Here is a 17,657-nt window from a genome sequence, read left to right as displayed (position 1 = left end):
TTCCCGTCGAATGCCTTTGCGTTCATCACAGGCCTCCCTGTCCGCCGCCGGCACCGAAGCCGCTGGTGTTGTGCGGCTGGTTCGGGCGGCCGTCCGCGTCCACCGGGGCGTCGTTCAAGCCCGCGTCGCGGGCGGTGGGCGCGGCGGCCAGGCCGCCCGCGGTGGTGGCGCCGGCCTCGGTGGCGGCGGCACGGCGGCTGAAGAAGCCGCGCTTGCGACGGTGGGCACCGGACTGGCGCGGGTCGAACGCGTCGCGCAGGCCGTCGCCGAGGAAGTTCACGGACAGGGCGATCGCCAGGATCATCATGCCGGGCCACCAGAACAGCCACGGACGCGTGGTGAACGCGTTCTGGTACTGGCTGATCAGCAGGCCCAGGGAGGAGTCCGGGGGCGTCACACCGAAGCCCAGGTAGGAGAGCGAGGTCTCCAGGAGCACGGCACCCGCGATCGCGAAGGTCGCGTTGACCACGATCACGCCGATGGTGTTCGGCAGCAGGTGCTTGGCGATGATGCGCCCGGGCTTGGCGCCCATGGCCACGGCCGCGGCCACGAACTCCTTCTCCCTCAGGGAGAGGATCTCACCGCGCACCAGGCGGGCCAGCGAGGTCCAGGAGACCAGGCCCAGCACCACGGCGAGCGGGATGATCCCCAGCTCGAGGCCCGAGGCCATCTGGCCCAGGACGGCGGCCAGCACCAGCAGCGGGATCACGATGATCAGGTCGGTCAGGCGCATCAGCACCGAGTCCACCCACCCGCCGAAGTAGGCGGAGATGGCGCCGACGGCGGCACCGATGACGGTGGAGAGCAGGCCCACGATGGCCGCGATGATCATGGACTGCTGCGTGCCGCGCATGACGAGCGCGAAGTAGTCCTTGCCCGTGGACTCCTGGCCGAAGGGGTGCTCGCCCCAGCGCAGGCCCTCGCCGCCGAGGAACTGCGGCACGAGCGAGAGGGTCGGCTTGCCCCCGTTCACGATGGTGGCGGCCGAGGTGTAGGACTTGTCCCACCAGCCCGGGATGCCGGCGAAGCCGATCGAGGTGAACGCCAGGATCGTGACGAGGATCAGCACGACCAACGAGACCATGGCCGCCTTGTGCCGGAAGAAGCGCTTCCGGACCAGCGCCCCCTGAGAGTAGGACTTGCCCGCGTTCTCCCGGAGCTTGATGTCCTCGGCCTCGGCGAGGTCGACGACGGTGGTGGCGTCCGTGGCGGACGTGGTGTTCAGTGCAGAGGAGCTCACGGGGATCACACTCGAATCCGGGGGTCGAGGACGGCATAGAGGATGTCCGCCACGAGGTTCATGAGGACGGCCGCGGTGCCGGTCACCAGGAAGAACGCCATCACCGGCGCGGGGTCCACCTGGTTCAGGCCGGTGGCGAACAGCTCGCCCATGCCCTTCCAGCCGAACACGCGCTCGGTGATGACCGCGCCGCCGATCAGGCCGGCGAAGTCGAACGCCATGATGGTGGTGATCGGGATCAGGGAGTTGCGGAAGGCGTGCTTCAGGATGACCTGCCGCTCGCCGAGGCCCTTGGCCCGGGCGGTGCGCATGTAGTCCTGGCGGGAGACCTCCAGCATGGAGGAGCGGGTGTACCGCGAGTACGTGGCGACCGAGATGATGGTCAGCAGGATGGTCGGCAGCAGCAGCTGCGTGCCCTTGTCGAGGAACAGGACCCAGAAGTCCGCCTTCAGATTGGGGGTCTCGGAGCCGATCGTGGAGATGGGGCGCGACTTCACCCGCAGGAGGGCGGGCCAATAGTTCATCATGTGCTCGGCGATGATGGCGGTGCCCATGACGAGCGCCGTCACCACGGAGACCGTGACGGCCGACCCCTGGGAGAAGCCGCCCAGCAGACGGCCCACGAGGACGCCCACGAGCACGGTGATGACGGCGAGGCCGGCGATGATCCAGCCGTTGGGGTTCGCGTACAGGATGCCGTAGGTGGCGTAGTAGCCCACCATGCCCAGGGCCACGGTCACGAGGCCCGCCTTCAGCACGGAGCGGTTGCGCAGGCCCGTGACGAGCGCGGTGGCGCCGACAGCCACGGCCAGCCCGATCACCAGTTGGACGATCGGGCCCATGCGGGGGTTGCGCCACATGTCGAGCGCGAACATCAGGTAGGCCCCGAGCACGATCACGCCCGCGGTGGCCAGGAACGTGAACGCCCGGCGGGCCAGGGGACCGCCCATGGCGGCCTGCAGTGCGAGGCCCAGGATCACCGCGAGTCCGATGATGAGCCCCCAGTTGAGGGTCGGTTCGGCGATCCAGTTGTTGTACCCGATGGCCATGTACTCCTTGAGCAGCACGGCGGCCCAGAAGACGGGCAGGGAGAAGAACAGGAAGATCAGGAACGTCACGGCGTAGTCGAGGCCGGAGTACTGGCGGATCGCGGTGATGATGCCCACGGCGACGCCGATGATGATGGCCAGGACGGTGGCGAGGACCACGAGCCGCAGCGTGGAGCTCGCGGCGTTGGACAGGAGGTCGGCGACCTGCTGCCCCGAGCGGTTCATGCCCAGGGTGCCCTGGCCCACGAGGTAGCCTCCCAGACCCTTGAGCCAGTCGAGGTACCGGACGTACCAGGGCTGATCGAGCCCCATGTTCGCGATGCGGGTGGCGATCAGCTGATCGCGGTTGTTCGCCTGCGACTCCCGGAGGTCGGAGAGGGGGTCGCCCGAGTTGACGACGAGGAAGAACAGGAGGATCGACGCGCCGAAGAGGACGAGCAGGGAGCTGCCCAGGCGTCTCAGGATGAATTTCAGCACAACAGGGGGTGGCCTTCCGTGCGGACTGGGAAGTGGGTGGAGTGTCGGAGTTCGCTCCGTCATGGGACTGGGCCCGACCGCGACGGCCGGGCCCAGTCCTCAACGCACGGCCGCCGGGACCCGGGGGTCCCGGCGGCCACACGATCAGTGGTCAGGCAATCGTCACTCGGCGACGCGCTTCCACTGCTCGACGTTCCAGAGGGCGCCGGTCTGCACGGAGGTGGCGCGCACGTTGGCGAGGTCCGCCTGGTGGGCGAGCACACCCGGGTGCGCGTACAGCGGGATGGCCTGGAAGTCCTCCCACAGGGCCTTCTCGATGGCCTTGGTCTGCTCCAGCTGCTCCTTCTCGTCGAGGGAGGTGGAGAGCTTGTCCCACGCCTCGTCGACGGTCTTGTTGGAGTAGGACTGCTGGTTCTGCTGGCCGTCCGACTGGTAGATGTTCGCGCCGGAGGCCTTCTGGCCGGAGCCCGCCCATGCGAAGAGCGCCACATCGTAGTCGCCCGCCGGCATGACCTCCTTGAAGAACACCTGGCTGTTGGCGTCCTGGATGTCGAAGCCGGCCTTGTCGCACTCGGACTTGATGAGCGCGACGGTCTCGGTGCGACGCTGGTTGCCGGCCTGGTAGCCGAGGCGCACGACGGGCTTGTCCACACCGGACTGCTCGACGAGCTGCTTGGCCTTCTCCGGGTTCGGCTGGTCCAGCTCCTTCGGGTAGGCCGCGTCCACGACCTCCTGGTAGTTGTCCTGGAACGGGAACACCTCACGGGCGTTCAGGACCTGCGCGTCCGGGTTGATCGGCTTGATCAGGTTGTCCACGATCTGCTGGCGCGGCACGCACAGGGCGAACGCCTCGCGCAGCTCCGGGCTGTCCGCGAACACGGAGCCCTCGCCGCGGTTGAAGTCGAGGTGCTCCCAGGTCATCTCGTCGCCCTTCTGGACGTTGACCTGGTCGCCCAGGCCGTCCAGCTGGCTCACGGTGTCGATGGTGGCCTGGGGCTCGATGACGTCGAGCTCCTTGTTCTGCAGCGCCTGCACGTGGGTCTCCGGGGCGGCGAACTTGATCACCAGCTCCTTGGTGGCGGCGGGCGTGCCCCAGTACTCGGGGTTGGCCTCCAGGGTGATGGAGTTGCCGGCCTGCCAGCTGCCGTCCTTGATGCGGTACGGGCCCATGGACGGGATCATGTCCTGCTCGGGAAGCTCGCCCGGGGAGAAGTCCCAGCCGTTGTTCCAGAACTCGGCGGCCGGCTTCAGGGCCGCCACATCCTTGGCCTTGGCCGCCTCCACGAGGGCGTCCAGCTCCATGTCCGCGCCCTTGGCGATCACGTGGGCCGGCAGGGCGGTGGAGACGAGGATCTCCCAGTCGGCGTAGGGCTCCTCGTAGGTGATGGTGAACTCCTTGCCCTTGGGATCGCCCTCCGGGGCCTCGGGCACGCGCTTGCCGAACTCGGTGGAGATCGTCTCGAACAGCGGCGGCTTGTCACCGGTCTCCGGGTCCGCCTCGCCCTCGGGGTTCTGGACGGTCGGGTTGTCCACGGCCCACTGGACGATGTAGTCCGCGGCGGTCACGGGGGTGCCGTCGGACCACTTCGCGTCCTCGGCGATCGTGTACTTCACCGTGAGCGGATCGTCCGAGATCTTCTCGTACGTGCCGAACTCCTCGTTGGGCAGCAGGGTGCCGTCGGTGCCGTAGTACCAGAAGCTCGAGAACAGACGGTCCACCACGGCGGAGTTGTACGTGGTGTACGTGTTCTCCTGGAGGCCGTTGTAGGAGAGGAACTCGTCGGCACCCACGGAGTACGCGATGGAGCCGTCCTCGGTCTGCACGTCGCCCAGGTCGGCGAGCCCCGGGCCGTCGACGGGGGCGGTGAGCTTCTGGCCGTTCTCGCCCGTGGTCACCTCGCCGGCGCCGCCCGAGGCGGAGCCGCCCTCAGCGGCGGAGGAGCCGCCGTTCGCGGCGGACGAGGAGCCGCCGTTCGCGGCGGACGAGGAGCCGCCGTCGTTGGAGGCCGGGCCGGCCGGGGCGCAGGCGGACAGGACGAGGGCGGAGCCGAAGGCGAGCGCCGTGGCCGCGGAGAGCTTCGTGTGCTTCATGGAAGGATCTTCCGTTCATCTGAAGGTGCAAGGGCGACCCGGCAGGAGGGGGATCCGCCTGCGTGGGACGACCTCCGGTGTGGCGTGGATCATGACCACTCCGTGAGATGAGACACACTGTAGCGGGTATCTCCGTGTAACGGAAAGCCGCCCCCTGGGCGTGTCATGCCGCGTCCTCCCCGCCCCGCCACGGCAGCCCGTCAGCGCGGCGTTCCGAGGCCCGGCCTCTGGGGCACGGCGCCTGAAGCGCTCTCACCGGACGACGCGGTCGGCCAGCAGGGTGCGGACGGCCCAGGCGCCGGCCATGCCGTGGACGCCGGCGCCGGGCGGCGTGGAGGCGGAGGCCAGGTAGAGGCCCGGTCGGCCCGCGCGGTGCGGCACGGGGGTCGGGGCAGGGCGCAGGAGCAGCTGCAGCCCGCCCATCGAACCGCCGGCGATGTCCCCGCCCACCAGGTTGGAGTCCCACGCCTCGAGGTCGGCGGGCCGGGAGGCCTCGGCGTGCACGATCCGGTCCCGGAAGCCGGGGGCGAACCGCTCGACCTGCTCCTCGATCAGCGGCCGCACGTCTCCGGCCCAGCCGTGCGGGACGTGGGCGTAGGACCACACCACGGTGCGGCCCGCGGCCGCGCCCGTGGCGCGCGAGGAGTCCGCCGCCTGCTGCTGGCAGAGCATGACGAACGGCTGCTCGGGCATGCGGCCGGCGGCGGCCTCGGCCTCGGCGTGCTGGATCTGCGCCGACGTGCCGCCGAGGTGCACCGTGCCGGCGCCCGTCAGGGCCGCATCCGTCCAGGGGATGGGCCCGTCCAGGAGGAAGTCCACCTTGGACACGGCCGCGCCGTAGCGCCAGCGCCGCAGGGCCCGGGCGTAGCCGGCGGGCAGGTCCGTCCCGGCCAGTGCGGCCACCTGGCGCGGCGTCATGTCCAGCAGGACCGCGTCCGCGGCGGGCAGCTCACGCAGATCCCTCACGTCATGGTCCAGGTGCAGCCGGCCGCCGTGGTCCTCGAGCACCGCGACCAGCGCGGCGACGATCGCACCCGAGCCGCCCTCGGCGACGGGCCAGCCGGTGGTCATGCCCAACGCGCCGAACAGGGCGCCGAACGCGCTGGTCAGGGGCCGGCCGGGGGGCAGGATCGCGTGCACGGCCGAGCCCGTGTACAGGGCGCGGGCCTGCTCGGTGCGGAAGGCGGCCCGGGCCGTCCACGCCGCCGGCCACGGGGCGCGCAGGCCCAGCTGCGCCATGGCCACGGGGTGCGGCCAGGGCCGCAGCATGGGACCGAGCACGTCCTCGACGAGCTTCTCGGGCTGCCGCACGAGGGCTCCGTGCACCGCCCGCCACGCGCGGGCGTCCCTGCCGAGGCCCTCGGCCGTGCGGTCCAGGTCCCGGTGCAGGAGCGCCGCGGGGCCGCCCGGCAGGGGATGCCCCATGGGCAGCTCCGGATGGAGCCACCGCAGTCCGTGGCCGGTGAGGTCGAGCTCGCGGAACACCGGGCTCGCCACGCCGAACGGGTGCGCGGCGGCACCGAGGTCCACCACGGTCCCCTCCCCCAGCACCGGGCCCGAGGCGCTCGCCCCGCCCGGCGCGCAGTGCCGTTCGTACACGTCCACCTCCCAGCCCTCCCGGGCCAGCAGGGCGGCGGCGGTCAGGCCGTTGGGGCCCGAGCCCACGACGACGGCGCGTCCGGGCTCAGCCCCGCGCGGCAGGGCGAACCCCTCGCCGGGGGCGGCGCGGTCCGCGCCGAGGGGGAGGCCGAGGCGGTCGGCGAGACCGGTCAGGCGGGTGGGCGGGGACGGTCTGCGGGGCATGGTGGGCTCCTGTGGTCGGGGCGGGCAGGGGCGGCCCGTCCACCTAGGATGGCGGACGACCCCGCGGACCGTCCTGTCCGCGCCGACCGCCGATCCGGAGGAGGCCGACGCGTGGACCCGTTCTGGACGGCCCTGTCACTGACCGCCCTCGCCGGGGCCTCGACCGCCCTCGGCGGGGCCCTCGGTGCCGTCGGACGGCCGATCTCCGGCCGCGGGCTGGCCGTGGCCCTCGGGCTCGCCGCCGGAGTGATGGTGACGGTCTCCCTGGCGGAGATGATGCCCGCCGCGGGTGAGGGGCTGGCCGCCGGGGTGGGCTCGGCCGGGGGCCTCGCGGCGGTCGCCGCGCTCCTGGCCGGAGCCGGGGCGTACCTGCTGCTGGAACACCTGGTGCCGGAGCCCACGCCCCCGGTCCCGGGCGACGTCGTCGGGCCGGCCGCCCCGGACGGCACGGGCGTGGCCGCCCGACGCATGGCCCGCCTCGGTGCCGTGACCGCCGTCGCGATCGCGGCCCACAATCTGCCGGAGGGGTTCGTGACCTTCGCCGGGGCGCTGGAGGACCCCTCGGTGGGGCTCGCCCTGGCCGTCGCGATGGCGGTGCACAACGTCCCGGAGGGGATCGCCGTCGCCGTCCCCGTGCGCACGGCGACGGGCTCGCGGCGCCGGGCCTTCACGTGGGCGGCCGTGGCCGGCATCGCCGAGCCGGCGGGCGCCCTGGTCGGCTACCTGGTGCTGGCCCCGTTCCTGACACCCGCGGTGCTCGGTGCGGTGTACGCCCTGGTGTCCGGCGTCATGGTGGCGCTGAGCCTGCACGCCCTGCTCCCCGAGGCCCAGCGCGCCGGCGGACGCACCCCCGCGCTGCTGGGCGCGCTGTCGGGGATCGCCGTCATGCTGGTCTCCCTCGACCTGCTCGCCTAAGCCGGCGGCTCAGTTGTAGCGCGCCTCCTGGAGGACCGCCTCGGCCTCACGCTCGGTCCCGTCGGGGGTCCGCCACGCGACGGCGATCCGCTCCCCCGCGTTGTGGTCGTTGACCAGCCGGGACATCCGCGAGGCATTGCCCCCCACCTCCGTGCCGTCCACGGCGGTGATCACGTCGCCCGGCGCGAGGCCGATCTCCTCGCCGGCCGAGCCCGGGTCCACCCGGAGGACCTCCACGCCGTCTCCCGAGCCGGAGACCATGATCCCCAGCGAGCCGTCCGCCCCGATGCTCACGGTGTCCGTCTCCTCCCCCGAGAGGACCTGGGCCACCACGTCGAAGGCCACGTCCAGGGGGATGGCGAAGCCGTCCACCTCCTCCGCGGTGGTCCCCTCGCTCGCGGCGACGGTCACGCCCACCACCTGGCCCTCGGCGTCCACGAGCGGCCCGCCGGAGTAGCCGGGGACCACGTCCGCGTCCGTCTGGATGAGCCCGGTGAGGCGGGCGAAGTCGTCCGTCCCCTCGGTGGCCGCCATGATCGACTGGTCGGTCCGCAGCACCTCGCCGCCCACGGCCGTCAGGTGGCCCTGCCCGGAGCCGTTCCCGACGGCGGCCACCTGGTCTCCGCGGGCGGGGAGCTGCCGGGACACGCTCGTGGTGGTCAGGTCCGCGGCGTCCTCCACGTCCAGGACGGCGATGTCGTGCTCGGCGTCCCTGCCCAGGACCGTGGCCGTGTACCGCCGCCCCGTGTCCGCCACGGTGACGAAGACGTCCGAGGAGTCCTCCACCACGTGGTAGTTGGTGATCGCGAGCCCGTCCTCGGACAGCACGATCCCGGTCCCGGTGCCCATCATGGTGCCCAGCGTGGTCTCCACGAGGAGCACGCCCGGAGCGTCGTCCACCCGGGCGCCGGCGGCGAGATCCGGGCCTGACCCCACCGCGCCGTCCCAGTCCACGGCCACGCCGTCGTGGGCACCCTCGAGGCCGGCCGCGAGCGCCCGCACCTCCTCGCTCGACGCGCGGGGGGCCGCCGCCTCCGTCCCCTGCCGTGCGGCCACATCCCCCATGCGCCCGGCGACCAGCAGCGCCAGCCCCGCGGCCAGCACCACCGCGCCGAGCACACCGAGGACGCTGATCAGGACCGTCACCGGCGAGCGTCGCCGCGGGCGTGGGGGCTGCGGCCACCCGGGCGGCGGGGCCGGGGGCGGCCAGGAGGACGGGGCGCCGGTCACCGGGATCAGCCGCGCGCGGCGGCCAGGGCGGCCTCGTAGTCCGGCTCGGCGGTGATCTCGTCCTCCAGCTCGGTGTGCACCACGCGGCCCTCGGCGTCGATCACGACGACGGCGCGCGCGAGCAGCCCCGCCATGGGGCCCTCCGCGAGCTCCACGCCGTAGTCCGTGCCGAAGTCCGAGCGGAAGACGGAGGCGGGGGTGACGGCGTCGATGCCCTCCGCCGAGCAGAAGCGGGCGGCGGCGAACGGCAGGTCGGCGGACACGGCGAGGACGGAGGTGCCCTCGAGTCCGGCGGCCTCCTCGTTGAACCGGCGCACGGACTGCGCGCACACACCGGTGTCCAGGGACGGGAAGATGTTCAGCACCACGGTGCGCCCGGCCAGGTCGGCGAGCCCGACGGCCCCGAGGTCCTGTCCCGTGAGGGTGAAGGCGGGAGCGGCGGAGCCGACCGCGGGCAGCTCGCCCACGGTGCGGACGGGGGTGCTCTGGAAGTGGGTGGTGGCCATGGCGGACAGCCTAGGATGGCGCGAGGCCGGGCGGGCGCGTGTCGCGCGGGACTCGGCGCAGGGCGAACGGGAGGCCACACGAGATGCACGAGACGCTGACGTCCAACGTCACGGACACCGCACTGCTGTTCGAGGGCGGGGGCATGCGCGCCTCGTACACCTCGGCCGTGGTGGTCGAGCTGCTGCGCGCGGGCGTGCACGTGGACTTCGTGGCGGGGATCTCCGCCGGCTCCTCCAACTCCGTGAACTACCTGGCCCGTTCCCCCGAGCGCGCGCGGCAGGCGTTCGTGGACTTCGCGGACGACCCGCGGTTCGGCAACTGGCGGACCTTCCTGCGCGGCAAGGGCATGTTCAACGCGGAGTACATCTACGAGCACGCGGGCCTGCCGGAGGCGGACCTGCCGTACGACTTCGCCACGTTCGAGGCCAACCCCGCGCGCCTGGTGCTCGCCGGCTTCGACGCGGTCACGGGCGAGACCCGCTGGTGGACCCGCGAGGACATGGGGACCCTGCGGGACCTCATGGTGCGCGTGCGGGCGTCCTCGACCATGCCCATCCTCATGCCCCCGGTGCACGCGGAGGGCACGGTGTTCGTGGACGGCGCCCTCGGCGTGGACGGCGGCATCCCGGTGACCGCCGCCGAGGAGGCGGGCTTCGAGCGGCTGTTCGTGGTGATGACCCGCGAGCGCTCCTACGTCAAGGGGCCCGAGCGCTTCCCCGCGTTCTACCAGCGGGCCTTCCGGAAGTACCCCGCCGTGGCCGAGGCGCTGCTCACGCGCTGGGAGCGGTACAACGCCACGCGGGAGCGCCTGTTCCAGATGGAGCGCGAGGGCAGCGCCTACCTGTTCGTCCCCGAGACCATGCCGGTGTCCAACGGGGAGCGGTCCGTGGCGAAGCTGGCCGCCGCTCACGAGCTGGGGCTGGCGCAGGCCCGGCGGGAGATGCCCGCCATCCGGGAGTTCCTGGGCCTCTGAACCGACGACGGCGCCCGCGTCCGGACCGGGACGGCCCGGTCAGCGGGCGGCCGCGGGGCGCGGCCGCACGGACTGGGTGGGGAGCCCGAACACCGAGTCGAAGGCGTAGGCGTACACGGCCGCGTAGACGAGGAAGAACACGAGCAGGCCGGCCTCGATCAGGAAGGCCTCCCCCAGCCCGACGCCCAGCACGAGGGCCACGGCCGGCACGAGGAACACCAGCAGGCCGCCCTCGAAGCCCACGGCGTGCGCCGCGCGCATCCACCACGGCCGGTGGGTGACGCCCACGCGGCGCTCGAACCGCTCGAACAGGGTGTTGAACAGCACGTTCCACAGGAGGGCCACCGTCGAGGAGACCACCGCCACCATGAGGGACGGGCCGCCGGCGTTGCCCAGGGCCGCGAGGATGCCGGTGGTGAAGAGCACCGCCAGCGCCTCGAATACCACGGCGTACACCACCCGGCGCAGTGCCGCGGAGGCGAACACCGGGCGGCCCACGAGGGCACGGCGGCCACCCGGTCCGCGCGGAGCAGGACGGGTCCGTCCGGGGGCGGGGCCGACGTCGACGGTCATGGGGGGTTCTCCTGGACGCTCGGGTCTGTGAGGCGGGGCGCCCCGAGAGCCCACCCTAGACGCCCGCCGCGCGGGGCCCGGACCCCTCGCTCGGGGCGCACCCGCCGGGGCTGGTCCCGTTATGCTCGACACCGCGCCGCGACCGCCGCGGGAGCGCACACCCCGAGGAGCACACCCATGAGTGGTTTGGTAGCCCTGCTCGACGACGTCGCCGCCCTGGCGCGCCTGGCCGCGGCGAGCGTGGACGACGTCGCCGCCGGTGCCGCCAAGGCGAGCGCGAAGGCCGCCGGCGTGGTGGTGGACGACGCCGCGGTGACGCCGCAGTACATGTCCGGCGCGGCAGCGAAGCGCGAGCTGCCCATGATCTGGCGCATCACCAAGGGCTCGCTGCGAAACAAGCTGGTGTTCATCCTGCCTGCGCTGCTGATCATCGACTGGCTGGCCCCGTGGCTGCTGCCGTGGCTGCTGATCGCCGGCGGCACGTACCTCTCCTACGAGGGCGCGCACAAGGTGTGGGGCAAGCTCACCGGCCACCACGCGTCGCACGAGGCGCCGGCCGTGGAGCAGGGCCCCGAGGCGGAGGACAAGGTGGTGCGCGGGGCCATCACCACGGACTTCATCCTCTCCGCGGAGATCATGGTGATCTCCATGAACGAGGTGGCGGACCAGTCCTTCTGGCTCAAGGCCGCGATCCTGGCGGTGGTGGCCGTGATGATCACCGTGGTGGTCTACGGCGCCGTGGCGCTGATCGTGAAGATGGACGACATCGGCCTGCACATGAATCAGAACGCCCGCACCTCGGGCGGCCGCTCGTTCGGCGCCGGCCTGGTCAAGGCCATGCCGGTGGTGCTCGGCGTGATCACCGCGATCGGCACCGTGGCGATGCTGTGGGTGGGCGGCCACATCGTGCTGATGGAGCTCTCCGCCCTGGGCCTGCCCTGGCCGTACGATCTCCAGCACGAGGTCGTGCACGCCGTGGAGGCGGCCGGCGGCGTCGTCGCCTGGCTCGTGGAGACCCTCACCTCCGCCGCGTGGGGCCTGCTGTGGGGCACCCTCGTGGTGGGGATCATGGCGGTGGTGGACCGCGTGCGCGGGAAGAAGGACACCCTGGCGCACTGACGCCGGCGCCGTCAGTCCGCGGTGAGGAAGGTGCGCAGCGCGGTGACGAACGCCTCCGGCTGGTCCGCGTGGACCCAGTGGGACGCGTCCCGCACCGTCACCCGCACGACGCGCGGGAACAGGGCCCTCATCCCCGGCACGTCCTCGTCCCGGATGTAGTCGGAGTCCGCACCCCCGAGCCACAGCACGGGCCGGTCGAACACGCGCTCCGGATCCTCGGGGACCACGGGGTCGGGGAAGCGGCCCACCTGCTCGAGGTGCTCGAAGAGCATGTCGATGTTCGGCTGCCAGGAGAACCGGCCCGACTCCCGGCGGAGGTTCTGCAGCAGGAAGCCGCGCACGCGCTCGTCGTGGACGTGCTCGGCCATGGCCGCGTCCGCCTCCGCACGGGAGCCGTACGAGGCCAGGTCCATGCGGCGCATGGTCCCGAGCAGGTGGACGAACTCGTCCGTAGCGGACTCGGACATGCGGGGGGCGATGTCCACCACCACGAGGCGGTCCACGAGGTCCGGGTGGCGCAGGGCGAGCGCCATGGACACCTTGCCGCCCATCGAGTGGCCCACGAGGTGGACGGGGCCCTCCGCGGCGAGCCCGGCCCGCAGGTGCGCCGCCACGCGGTCCGCGATCTCCTGGTAGTCCACGCGGTCCGTCCACGGGGACTGGCCGTGGTCCGGCAGGTCGATCAGCTCGCACGTGAAGTCGTCCGCGAGGTCCTTGGCGATCCCCGTGAAGTTGCGGCCCCGGCCCATGAGCCCGTGCAGGAAGGCGACGCGGCGCGGGCCCTCCCCCACCCGGGTGGAGGCGAGGGAGGCGTCGTGGGCGGGGGTGAAGTGCGGCTGCGGTGAGGTCACCGCACCAGGGTAGGCGGCGCGGGGCCGTCTCCCGTGCGGGCCGACGTCGTGGTCCAGGCAGGGCCGCTCAGGCGTCCCCTGCCTCGCGGGCCACGGCGGCTCGACGCCGCGGCGCGACCTCCACCGCGTCGCTCATCTGCTCGAGGGTCTTGCCTTTGGTCTCGGCGACGTATGTGCGCACGAACAGGAACGAGAGCAACGCCATCAGGGCGTACAGCCCATATGCGAAGGTCAGGCCCACCGCCGCCAGCGCCGGGAACGTGGTGGACACGACGAAGTTCGCGGCCCACTGGGCCGCGGCCGCCACCGCGAGCGCGCTGGCGCGGATCCGGTTGGGGAACATCTCGCCCAGCAGGACCCAGGTCAGCGGGCCCCACGTGGCGCCGAAGAAGACGACGAACGCGTTGGCGGCGATCAGGGCGAGGGTGGACCACGGGGCGCCCAGGCTCACCGCCTCGATGCCGTCGGCGGCCACCGTGACCGTGGAGAAGGAGAAGCACAGGGCCATGAGCCCCAGCGAGACGGTCATGCCCAGGGAGCCGACCAGGAGCATGGGCCGGCGCCCGACCTTGTCCACGAGCATGATGGCCACGATCGTCACCGCGATGTTCGTGACGGAGGTGAGCACGGTGATCAGCAACGCGTCCGACTCGCCGAACCCGACGGACTTCCAGAGGGTCGTGGAGTAGTAGAAGATCACGTTGATGCCCACGGCCTGCTGGAACACGGACAGCAGGATGCCGACCCACACGATCGGCTTGAGGCCGAGGGCCGAGCCGCGCAGGTCGGACAGGGACTCACGGCGCTCCGACTGCACGGAGAGCCGGATGTCCTCGATCACCAGGTTCACCCGGTCCACACCCGTGAAGTCGTGCAGGACGCGGGCGGCCTCGTCGAGGCGGCCGCGGGCGACGAGGAAGCGCGGGGACTCCGGCAGACGCAGGGAGAACAGCCCGTAGGCGATGGCGGGGACGGCCTCCGCGAGGAACATCCAACGCCACGCCTCGAGGCCGAGCCAGAACTCGTTGGAGGCGCCGCCGGCCAGGCCGGCGAACATCGCATCGGAGAGCAGGGCCACGAAGATGCCCAGCACGATCGCCAGCTGCTGCATCGACCCGAGCCGGCCGCGCACCTGGGCGGGGCTCACCTCGGCGATGTAGGCGGGGGCGATCACGGAGGCGGCGCCGACGCCGAGGCCGCCCACCACGCGCCAGAGGATGAGGTCCACGACGCCGAAGGCCAGGCCCGACCCCAGGGCCGAGACGAGGAACAGGACGGCGGCCACGACCATGACCGGGACGCGACCGCGCTTGTTGGCCAGCGGTCCGGCGAACCACGCGCCGAGCGCGCAGCCGAGCAGCGCCGAGGCGACGGCGAAGCCCGTCAGGCCCTTGCCGAGCGCGAACTCCCCCGCCAGGGCGTCGACGGCACCGTTGATGACGGCGGTGTCGAAGCCGAAAAGGAACCCGCCGAGAGCGGCGGCCACGCTGATGCCCACGACCCGTCCGGTCACCCTGTCCTTGAGGACCGACCGGTCCCCCGTGCCCTGCTGCTCCGCCATCTCCGCGCTCCCGTCTCGTGTGATCGGCGCGTCCCCCGATGGGCGCCGCCGTCCGCCGAGTGTGGACGGCGCCTGGAGCATCGCGCAACCCGGACGCGTCCTTGCCGGCAGCGCCACCCGGGGCACTCCCCACCGGGTCCTAAGGTGGAGCGCATGTCCTCCGCGGTCCCCCCGTCTCATCCCCCCGTCTCCCCCGCGTCGTCGACGCACGACGCCGACGACGCCTCACCCGCCCGTCGCCCCCGGTTCGGGCTGCTGCCCCGCATCCTCGTCGCCATCGCCCTGGGTGTGGCGGTCGGCCTCGTGTCCCCCGACTGGCTCGCGCGCCTGGCGGCGACGTTCACCTCCCTCTTCAGCGCCTTCCTGGGGTTCATCGTCCCGGTGCTGATCGTGGCCCTCGTCGCCCCCGCGATCGCCGAGCTCGGCCGCGGCGCCGGCAAGTGGCTGGGTCTCACGGCCGGCATCGCCTACCTCTCCACGCTCCTCGGCGGCCTCCTCAGCCTGACGGTGGCCGCGCTCCTGTTCCCCCGGATCCTCACGCCGGGCTCGATCGCCGGCGTCACCGACCCCTCCGAGGCCACCGCCGCGCCGTTCTTCGAGATCGAGATGGGCCCGCCGTTCGGCGTCATGACCGCGCTGCTGCTGGCATTCGTGCTGGGCATCGGCATGACGCTCATCCCCCGGGGCGTGATGCAGCAGGGCTTCGAGGAGCTGCGCACGATCATCGAGCGCGTGGTCACCGGCCTGATCGTGCCGCTGCTGCCGTTCTACATCTTCGGCATCTTCCTGGCCATGGCGGCCGCCGGCGAGGTCTTCACGGTGATCATGACCTTCCTCGGCGTCATCCTGATCGTCTTCGCCCTGACCCTCGTCCTGCTCGTGCTCCAATACCTCGTGGCCGGCGCGATCAGCAGGCGCAACCCCTTCCACGCCCTGAAGGCCATGCTCCCCGCCTACGCCACCGCGCTCGGCACGTCCTCCTCCGCGGCCACCATCCCCGTCACGCTGCGGCAGGTGCTCTCCCTCGGCGTGCGGCAGCCGATCGCCTCCTTCGTGGTGCCGCTGGCCGCCACGATCCACCTGGCCGGCTCCACCGTGAAGATCGTGGCCTTCTCCACGGCCGTCATCCTCCTCACCGGGGGAACGGTGGACCTGCCCCTCATGGTGGGCTTCATCTTCATGCTCGGCATCACCATGGTGGCCGCCCCGGGCGTCCCCGGCGGCGCGATCGTCGCCGCCTCGGGCCTGCTCTCCACCATGCTCGGGTTCACCGAGCCGATGGTGGCGCTCATGGTGGCCACCTACATCGCCATCGACTCCTTCGGCACCGCCACCAACGTGACCGGCGACGGTGCGATCGCCCTCGTCATGGACCGGATCGCCGGGGACCGGATCGAGGACCGCTCGACGGCCGAGGAGACCGCGCGGGACTGATCCCGGGGACCAGGGACAATGGCCGGGTGCACATCGTCCTCGGCCCCGCGCCCGACGCCGGCTCCGGCACCTGGTGCGCGGTCCCGGCGGAGCCGGACGCGCCCGCGGGCCTGCCGGAGGTGCCCACCCCGGTGACCTTCCCGCGCGAGGCCGCATCCGACGTCGTCCGCGACCTCCCGCGACGGCTCGGGACGGAGGCGCGGGCCGTGCGCTGGGTGCTGGCCTCGGTGGCCGAGGAGTATCCGCGGTGGCTGCGCGCGGGCGTGCCCGTGGACGCCGTCCGGGACCTGTCCCTCGGTCAGCGCATCCTGACGCGCGCCGCGGCGGCCGGGGCGGTGGAGTACCGACCGGCGGTGGAGCTGGCCGTGCACGAGCCGGAGGGCGATGCCCCCGCCGGGGAGGCGGCGCCCGCCCTCCAGCAGGGGACGATGTTCGAGCTCCCCGCCCCCGCCGCGCAGGCCGCCCCCGACGTGCGCCGGCTGGCCGCGGAGCTCGCGGCCCAGCACCGGGCCGTGGCCTCCTCCGCCCACCCGGCGCGTCTCCGCCTGCTGCTGGCCGCGGAATCCCAGGGTGCGCTCGTGGCCGCCGAGATCCACCGGGCGGGGCTGCCGTGGCGCGCCGACCTGCACGACGCACGCCTGACCGAACGCCTGGGCCCCCGGCCGGCCGAGGGTGAGCGGCCCGCACGGCTGCAGGCACTGGCCGAACAGGTGGCGGACGACCTCGGCGCCCCCGGGCTGAACCCGGACTCCCAGAAGGACCTGCTGCGCGCCCTCCAGACCGCCGGGGTCACGGTGGACTCCACGCGCCAGCACGAGCTGCAGTCGTGGGCCGCGCGCGGAGGAGCGGAGGCGGAGGCGCGGACGGCGCGCATCGCCGCGCTTCTGGAGTACAAGGCGCTCTACCGCCTCTGGACCGCCAACGGCTGGCACTGGCTCGACACCTGGGTGCGGGACGGCCGCTTCCATGCCGCCTACCTGGTGGGCGGCGTGGTCACCGGCCGGTGGGCGGCCCACGGCGGCGGGGCCATGCAGGTGCCGGCGGTGGTGCGCGACGCGGTGCGGGCCGACGACGGCCACCTCCTCACCGTGGCGGACGCCTCCCAGGTGGAGCCGCGGATCCTCGCGGCCATGGCGCAGGACGCCGCCCTCGCCGCCGCGGGATCCACCCCGGACCTGTACCGCGAGGTGGCGGAGCAGGGGCGTTCGGCCGGCACCGCCCTCGACGACCGCTCCCGCGCCAAGGTGGCCCTCCTGGGGGCCATGTACGGTGCCACCACCGGGGACTCCGCCGCCCTGCTGCCGCACCTGCGTCGGCTCTACCCGAACGCCCTGGGCCTGCTGGAGCAGGCCGCCGCCGCCGGCGAGGCGGGACGGCCCGTGTCGACGTGGCTGGGCCGCTGGTCGCCGCCCGCGGACGAGGGGTGGCTCAGCGCCGTCGCCGACCGCTCCACCCGCCAGGCGGAGTCCCGGGCCGGCACCCTGCGCCGCTCGGCCGGGCGCTTCACCCGCAACTACGTGGTGCAGGGCACCGCGGCCGAGTGGGCCCTGTGCTGGATGGGGGAGATCCGGCGGCGTCTGCGGACGGCCGGAGCGAGGACGCAGCTGGTCTTCTTCGTGCACGACGAGGTGGTCCTGCACGGGCCGGCGGAGGAGGCGGAGGCCGTGGCCGGCGTCGTGCGGGAGGCCGCCGCGGAGGCGGGGCGGCTGCTCTTCGGCGCCGCGCCGGTGGACTTCCCGTTGACGGTGTCCCAGACGGAGTCCTACGCCGACGCGAAGTGAGCGAGGGAACGCCGCTCACCCGCGACGTCGATACCCCTCGGGGTATACGATGG

14 protein-coding genes are annotated in these 17,657 nt (G+C 72.8%); 5 read left to right on the top strand and 9 right to left on the bottom strand.

From position 1 onward, the window contains the following. Window positions 1-25: 25 nt before the first annotated feature. From BJ976_RS03315 to BJ976_RS03300, 4 genes are all read right to left on the bottom strand, one after another. Window positions 26-1,240: an ABC transporter permease gene (locus tag BJ976_RS03315; protein WP_135029678.1), complete on the bottom strand. Its 1,215-nt coding sequence runs from the start codon at window positions 1,238-1,240 to the stop codon at window positions 26-28. Between the two features lie 5 nt (window positions 1,241-1,245). After that, the gene (locus BJ976_RS03310) at window positions 1,246-2,766 is read right to left on the bottom strand and encodes an ABC transporter permease (RefSeq protein WP_135029680.1); all 1,521 of its coding nucleotides are present in this window, start codon (window positions 2,764-2,766) and stop codon (window positions 1,246-1,248) included. 162 nt (window positions 2,767-2,928) lie between these two features. Beyond that, the gene (locus tag BJ976_RS03305) at window positions 2,929-4,857 is read right to left on the bottom strand and encodes an ABC transporter family substrate-binding protein (protein ID WP_184231816.1); all 1,929 of its coding nucleotides are present in this window, start codon (window positions 4,855-4,857) and stop codon (window positions 2,929-2,931) included. Between the two features lie 252 nt (window positions 4,858-5,109). Beyond that, the gene (locus tag BJ976_RS03300) at window positions 5,110-6,660 is read right to left on the bottom strand and encodes a phytoene desaturase family protein (RefSeq protein WP_135029683.1); all 1,551 of its coding nucleotides are present in this window, start codon (window positions 6,658-6,660) and stop codon (window positions 5,110-5,112) included. A gap of 111 nt (window positions 6,661-6,771) precedes the next feature. Here BJ976_RS03300 and zupT point away from each other — a divergent pair, with 111 nt between their 5' ends. Continuing rightward, window positions 6,772-7,575: a zinc transporter ZupT gene (gene zupT, locus BJ976_RS03295; RefSeq protein WP_184231815.1), complete on the top strand. Its 804-nt coding sequence runs from the start codon at window positions 6,772-6,774 to the stop codon at window positions 7,573-7,575. A 9-nt stretch (window positions 7,576-7,584) separates the two neighbouring features. On the opposite strand, the gene BJ976_RS03290 is transcribed toward zupT, so the two are convergent. Together BJ976_RS03290 and tpx are read right to left on the bottom strand one after the other, a co-directional pair. Beyond that, window positions 7,585-8,721: a S1C family serine protease gene (locus tag BJ976_RS03290; protein ID WP_229667393.1), complete on the bottom strand. Its 1,137-nt coding sequence runs from the start codon at window positions 8,719-8,721 to the stop codon at window positions 7,585-7,587. 89 nt (window positions 8,722-8,810) lie between these two features. Next, a complete protein-coding gene (tpx, locus tag BJ976_RS03285; RefSeq protein ID WP_135030673.1) occupies window positions 8,811-9,311 on the bottom strand; it encodes a thiol peroxidase in 501 nt (166 codons plus the stop codon). Between the two features lie 83 nt (window positions 9,312-9,394). Between tpx and BJ976_RS03280 the strand changes: the two genes are divergently transcribed. Next, window positions 9,395-10,285 carry a patatin-like phospholipase family protein gene (locus BJ976_RS03280; RefSeq protein WP_135030672.1) on the top strand — a complete coding sequence of 297 codons (891 nt, stop codon included), beginning with the start codon at window positions 9,395-9,397 and terminating at the stop codon, window positions 10,283-10,285. A 39-nt stretch (window positions 10,286-10,324) separates the two neighbouring features. On the opposite strand, the gene BJ976_RS03275 is transcribed toward BJ976_RS03280, so the two are convergent. Further along, window positions 10,325-10,858 carry a PACE efflux transporter gene (locus tag BJ976_RS03275; RefSeq protein WP_135030671.1) on the bottom strand — a complete coding sequence of 178 codons (534 nt, stop codon included), beginning with the start codon at window positions 10,856-10,858 and terminating at the stop codon, window positions 10,325-10,327. Window positions 10,859-11,035: 177 nt separating this feature from the next. Between BJ976_RS03275 and BJ976_RS03270 the strand changes: the two genes are divergently transcribed. Then, window positions 11,036-11,977: a DUF808 domain-containing protein gene (locus tag BJ976_RS03270; protein ID WP_135030670.1), complete on the top strand. Its 942-nt coding sequence runs from the start codon at window positions 11,036-11,038 to the stop codon at window positions 11,975-11,977. An 11-nt stretch (window positions 11,978-11,988) separates the two neighbouring features. Here the strand turns inward: BJ976_RS03270 and BJ976_RS03265 are convergent, their stop codons facing one another. Beyond that, a complete protein-coding gene (locus BJ976_RS03265) occupies window positions 11,989-12,828 on the bottom strand; it encodes an alpha/beta fold hydrolase (RefSeq protein ID WP_135030669.1) in 840 nt (279 codons plus the stop codon). A 67-nt stretch (window positions 12,829-12,895) separates the two neighbouring features. Continuing rightward, entirely contained in the window at window positions 12,896-14,389 is a 1,494-nt protein-coding gene (locus BJ976_RS03260) for a sugar porter family MFS transporter (RefSeq protein WP_184231813.1), read from the bottom strand. A gap of 153 nt (window positions 14,390-14,542) precedes the next feature. Between BJ976_RS03260 and BJ976_RS03255 the strand changes: the two genes are divergently transcribed. Together BJ976_RS03255 and BJ976_RS03250 are read left to right on the top strand one after the other, a co-directional pair. Beyond that, the gene (locus BJ976_RS03255) at window positions 14,543-15,823 is read left to right on the top strand and encodes a dicarboxylate/amino acid:cation symporter (protein ID WP_135030668.1); all 1,281 of its coding nucleotides are present in this window, start codon (window positions 14,543-14,545) and stop codon (window positions 15,821-15,823) included. 26 nt (window positions 15,824-15,849) lie between these two features. Further along, window positions 15,850-17,604, top strand: a complete 1,755-nt coding sequence (locus BJ976_RS03250; RefSeq protein WP_135030667.1) for a bifunctional 3'-5' exonuclease/DNA polymerase — start codon at window positions 15,850-15,852, stop codon at window positions 17,602-17,604. The last annotated feature ends 53 nt before the right edge of the window (window positions 17,605-17,657 follow it).

The sequence above is a fragment of the Micrococcus flavus genome (genome assembly GCF_014204815.1).
Taxonomy (GTDB): Bacteria; Actinomycetota; Actinomycetes; order Actinomycetales; family Micrococcaceae; genus Micrococcus; species Micrococcus flavus.
Note: the sequence above shows the minus strand (reverse complement) of the source record. Positions and strands in the feature narration are given on the sequence as shown.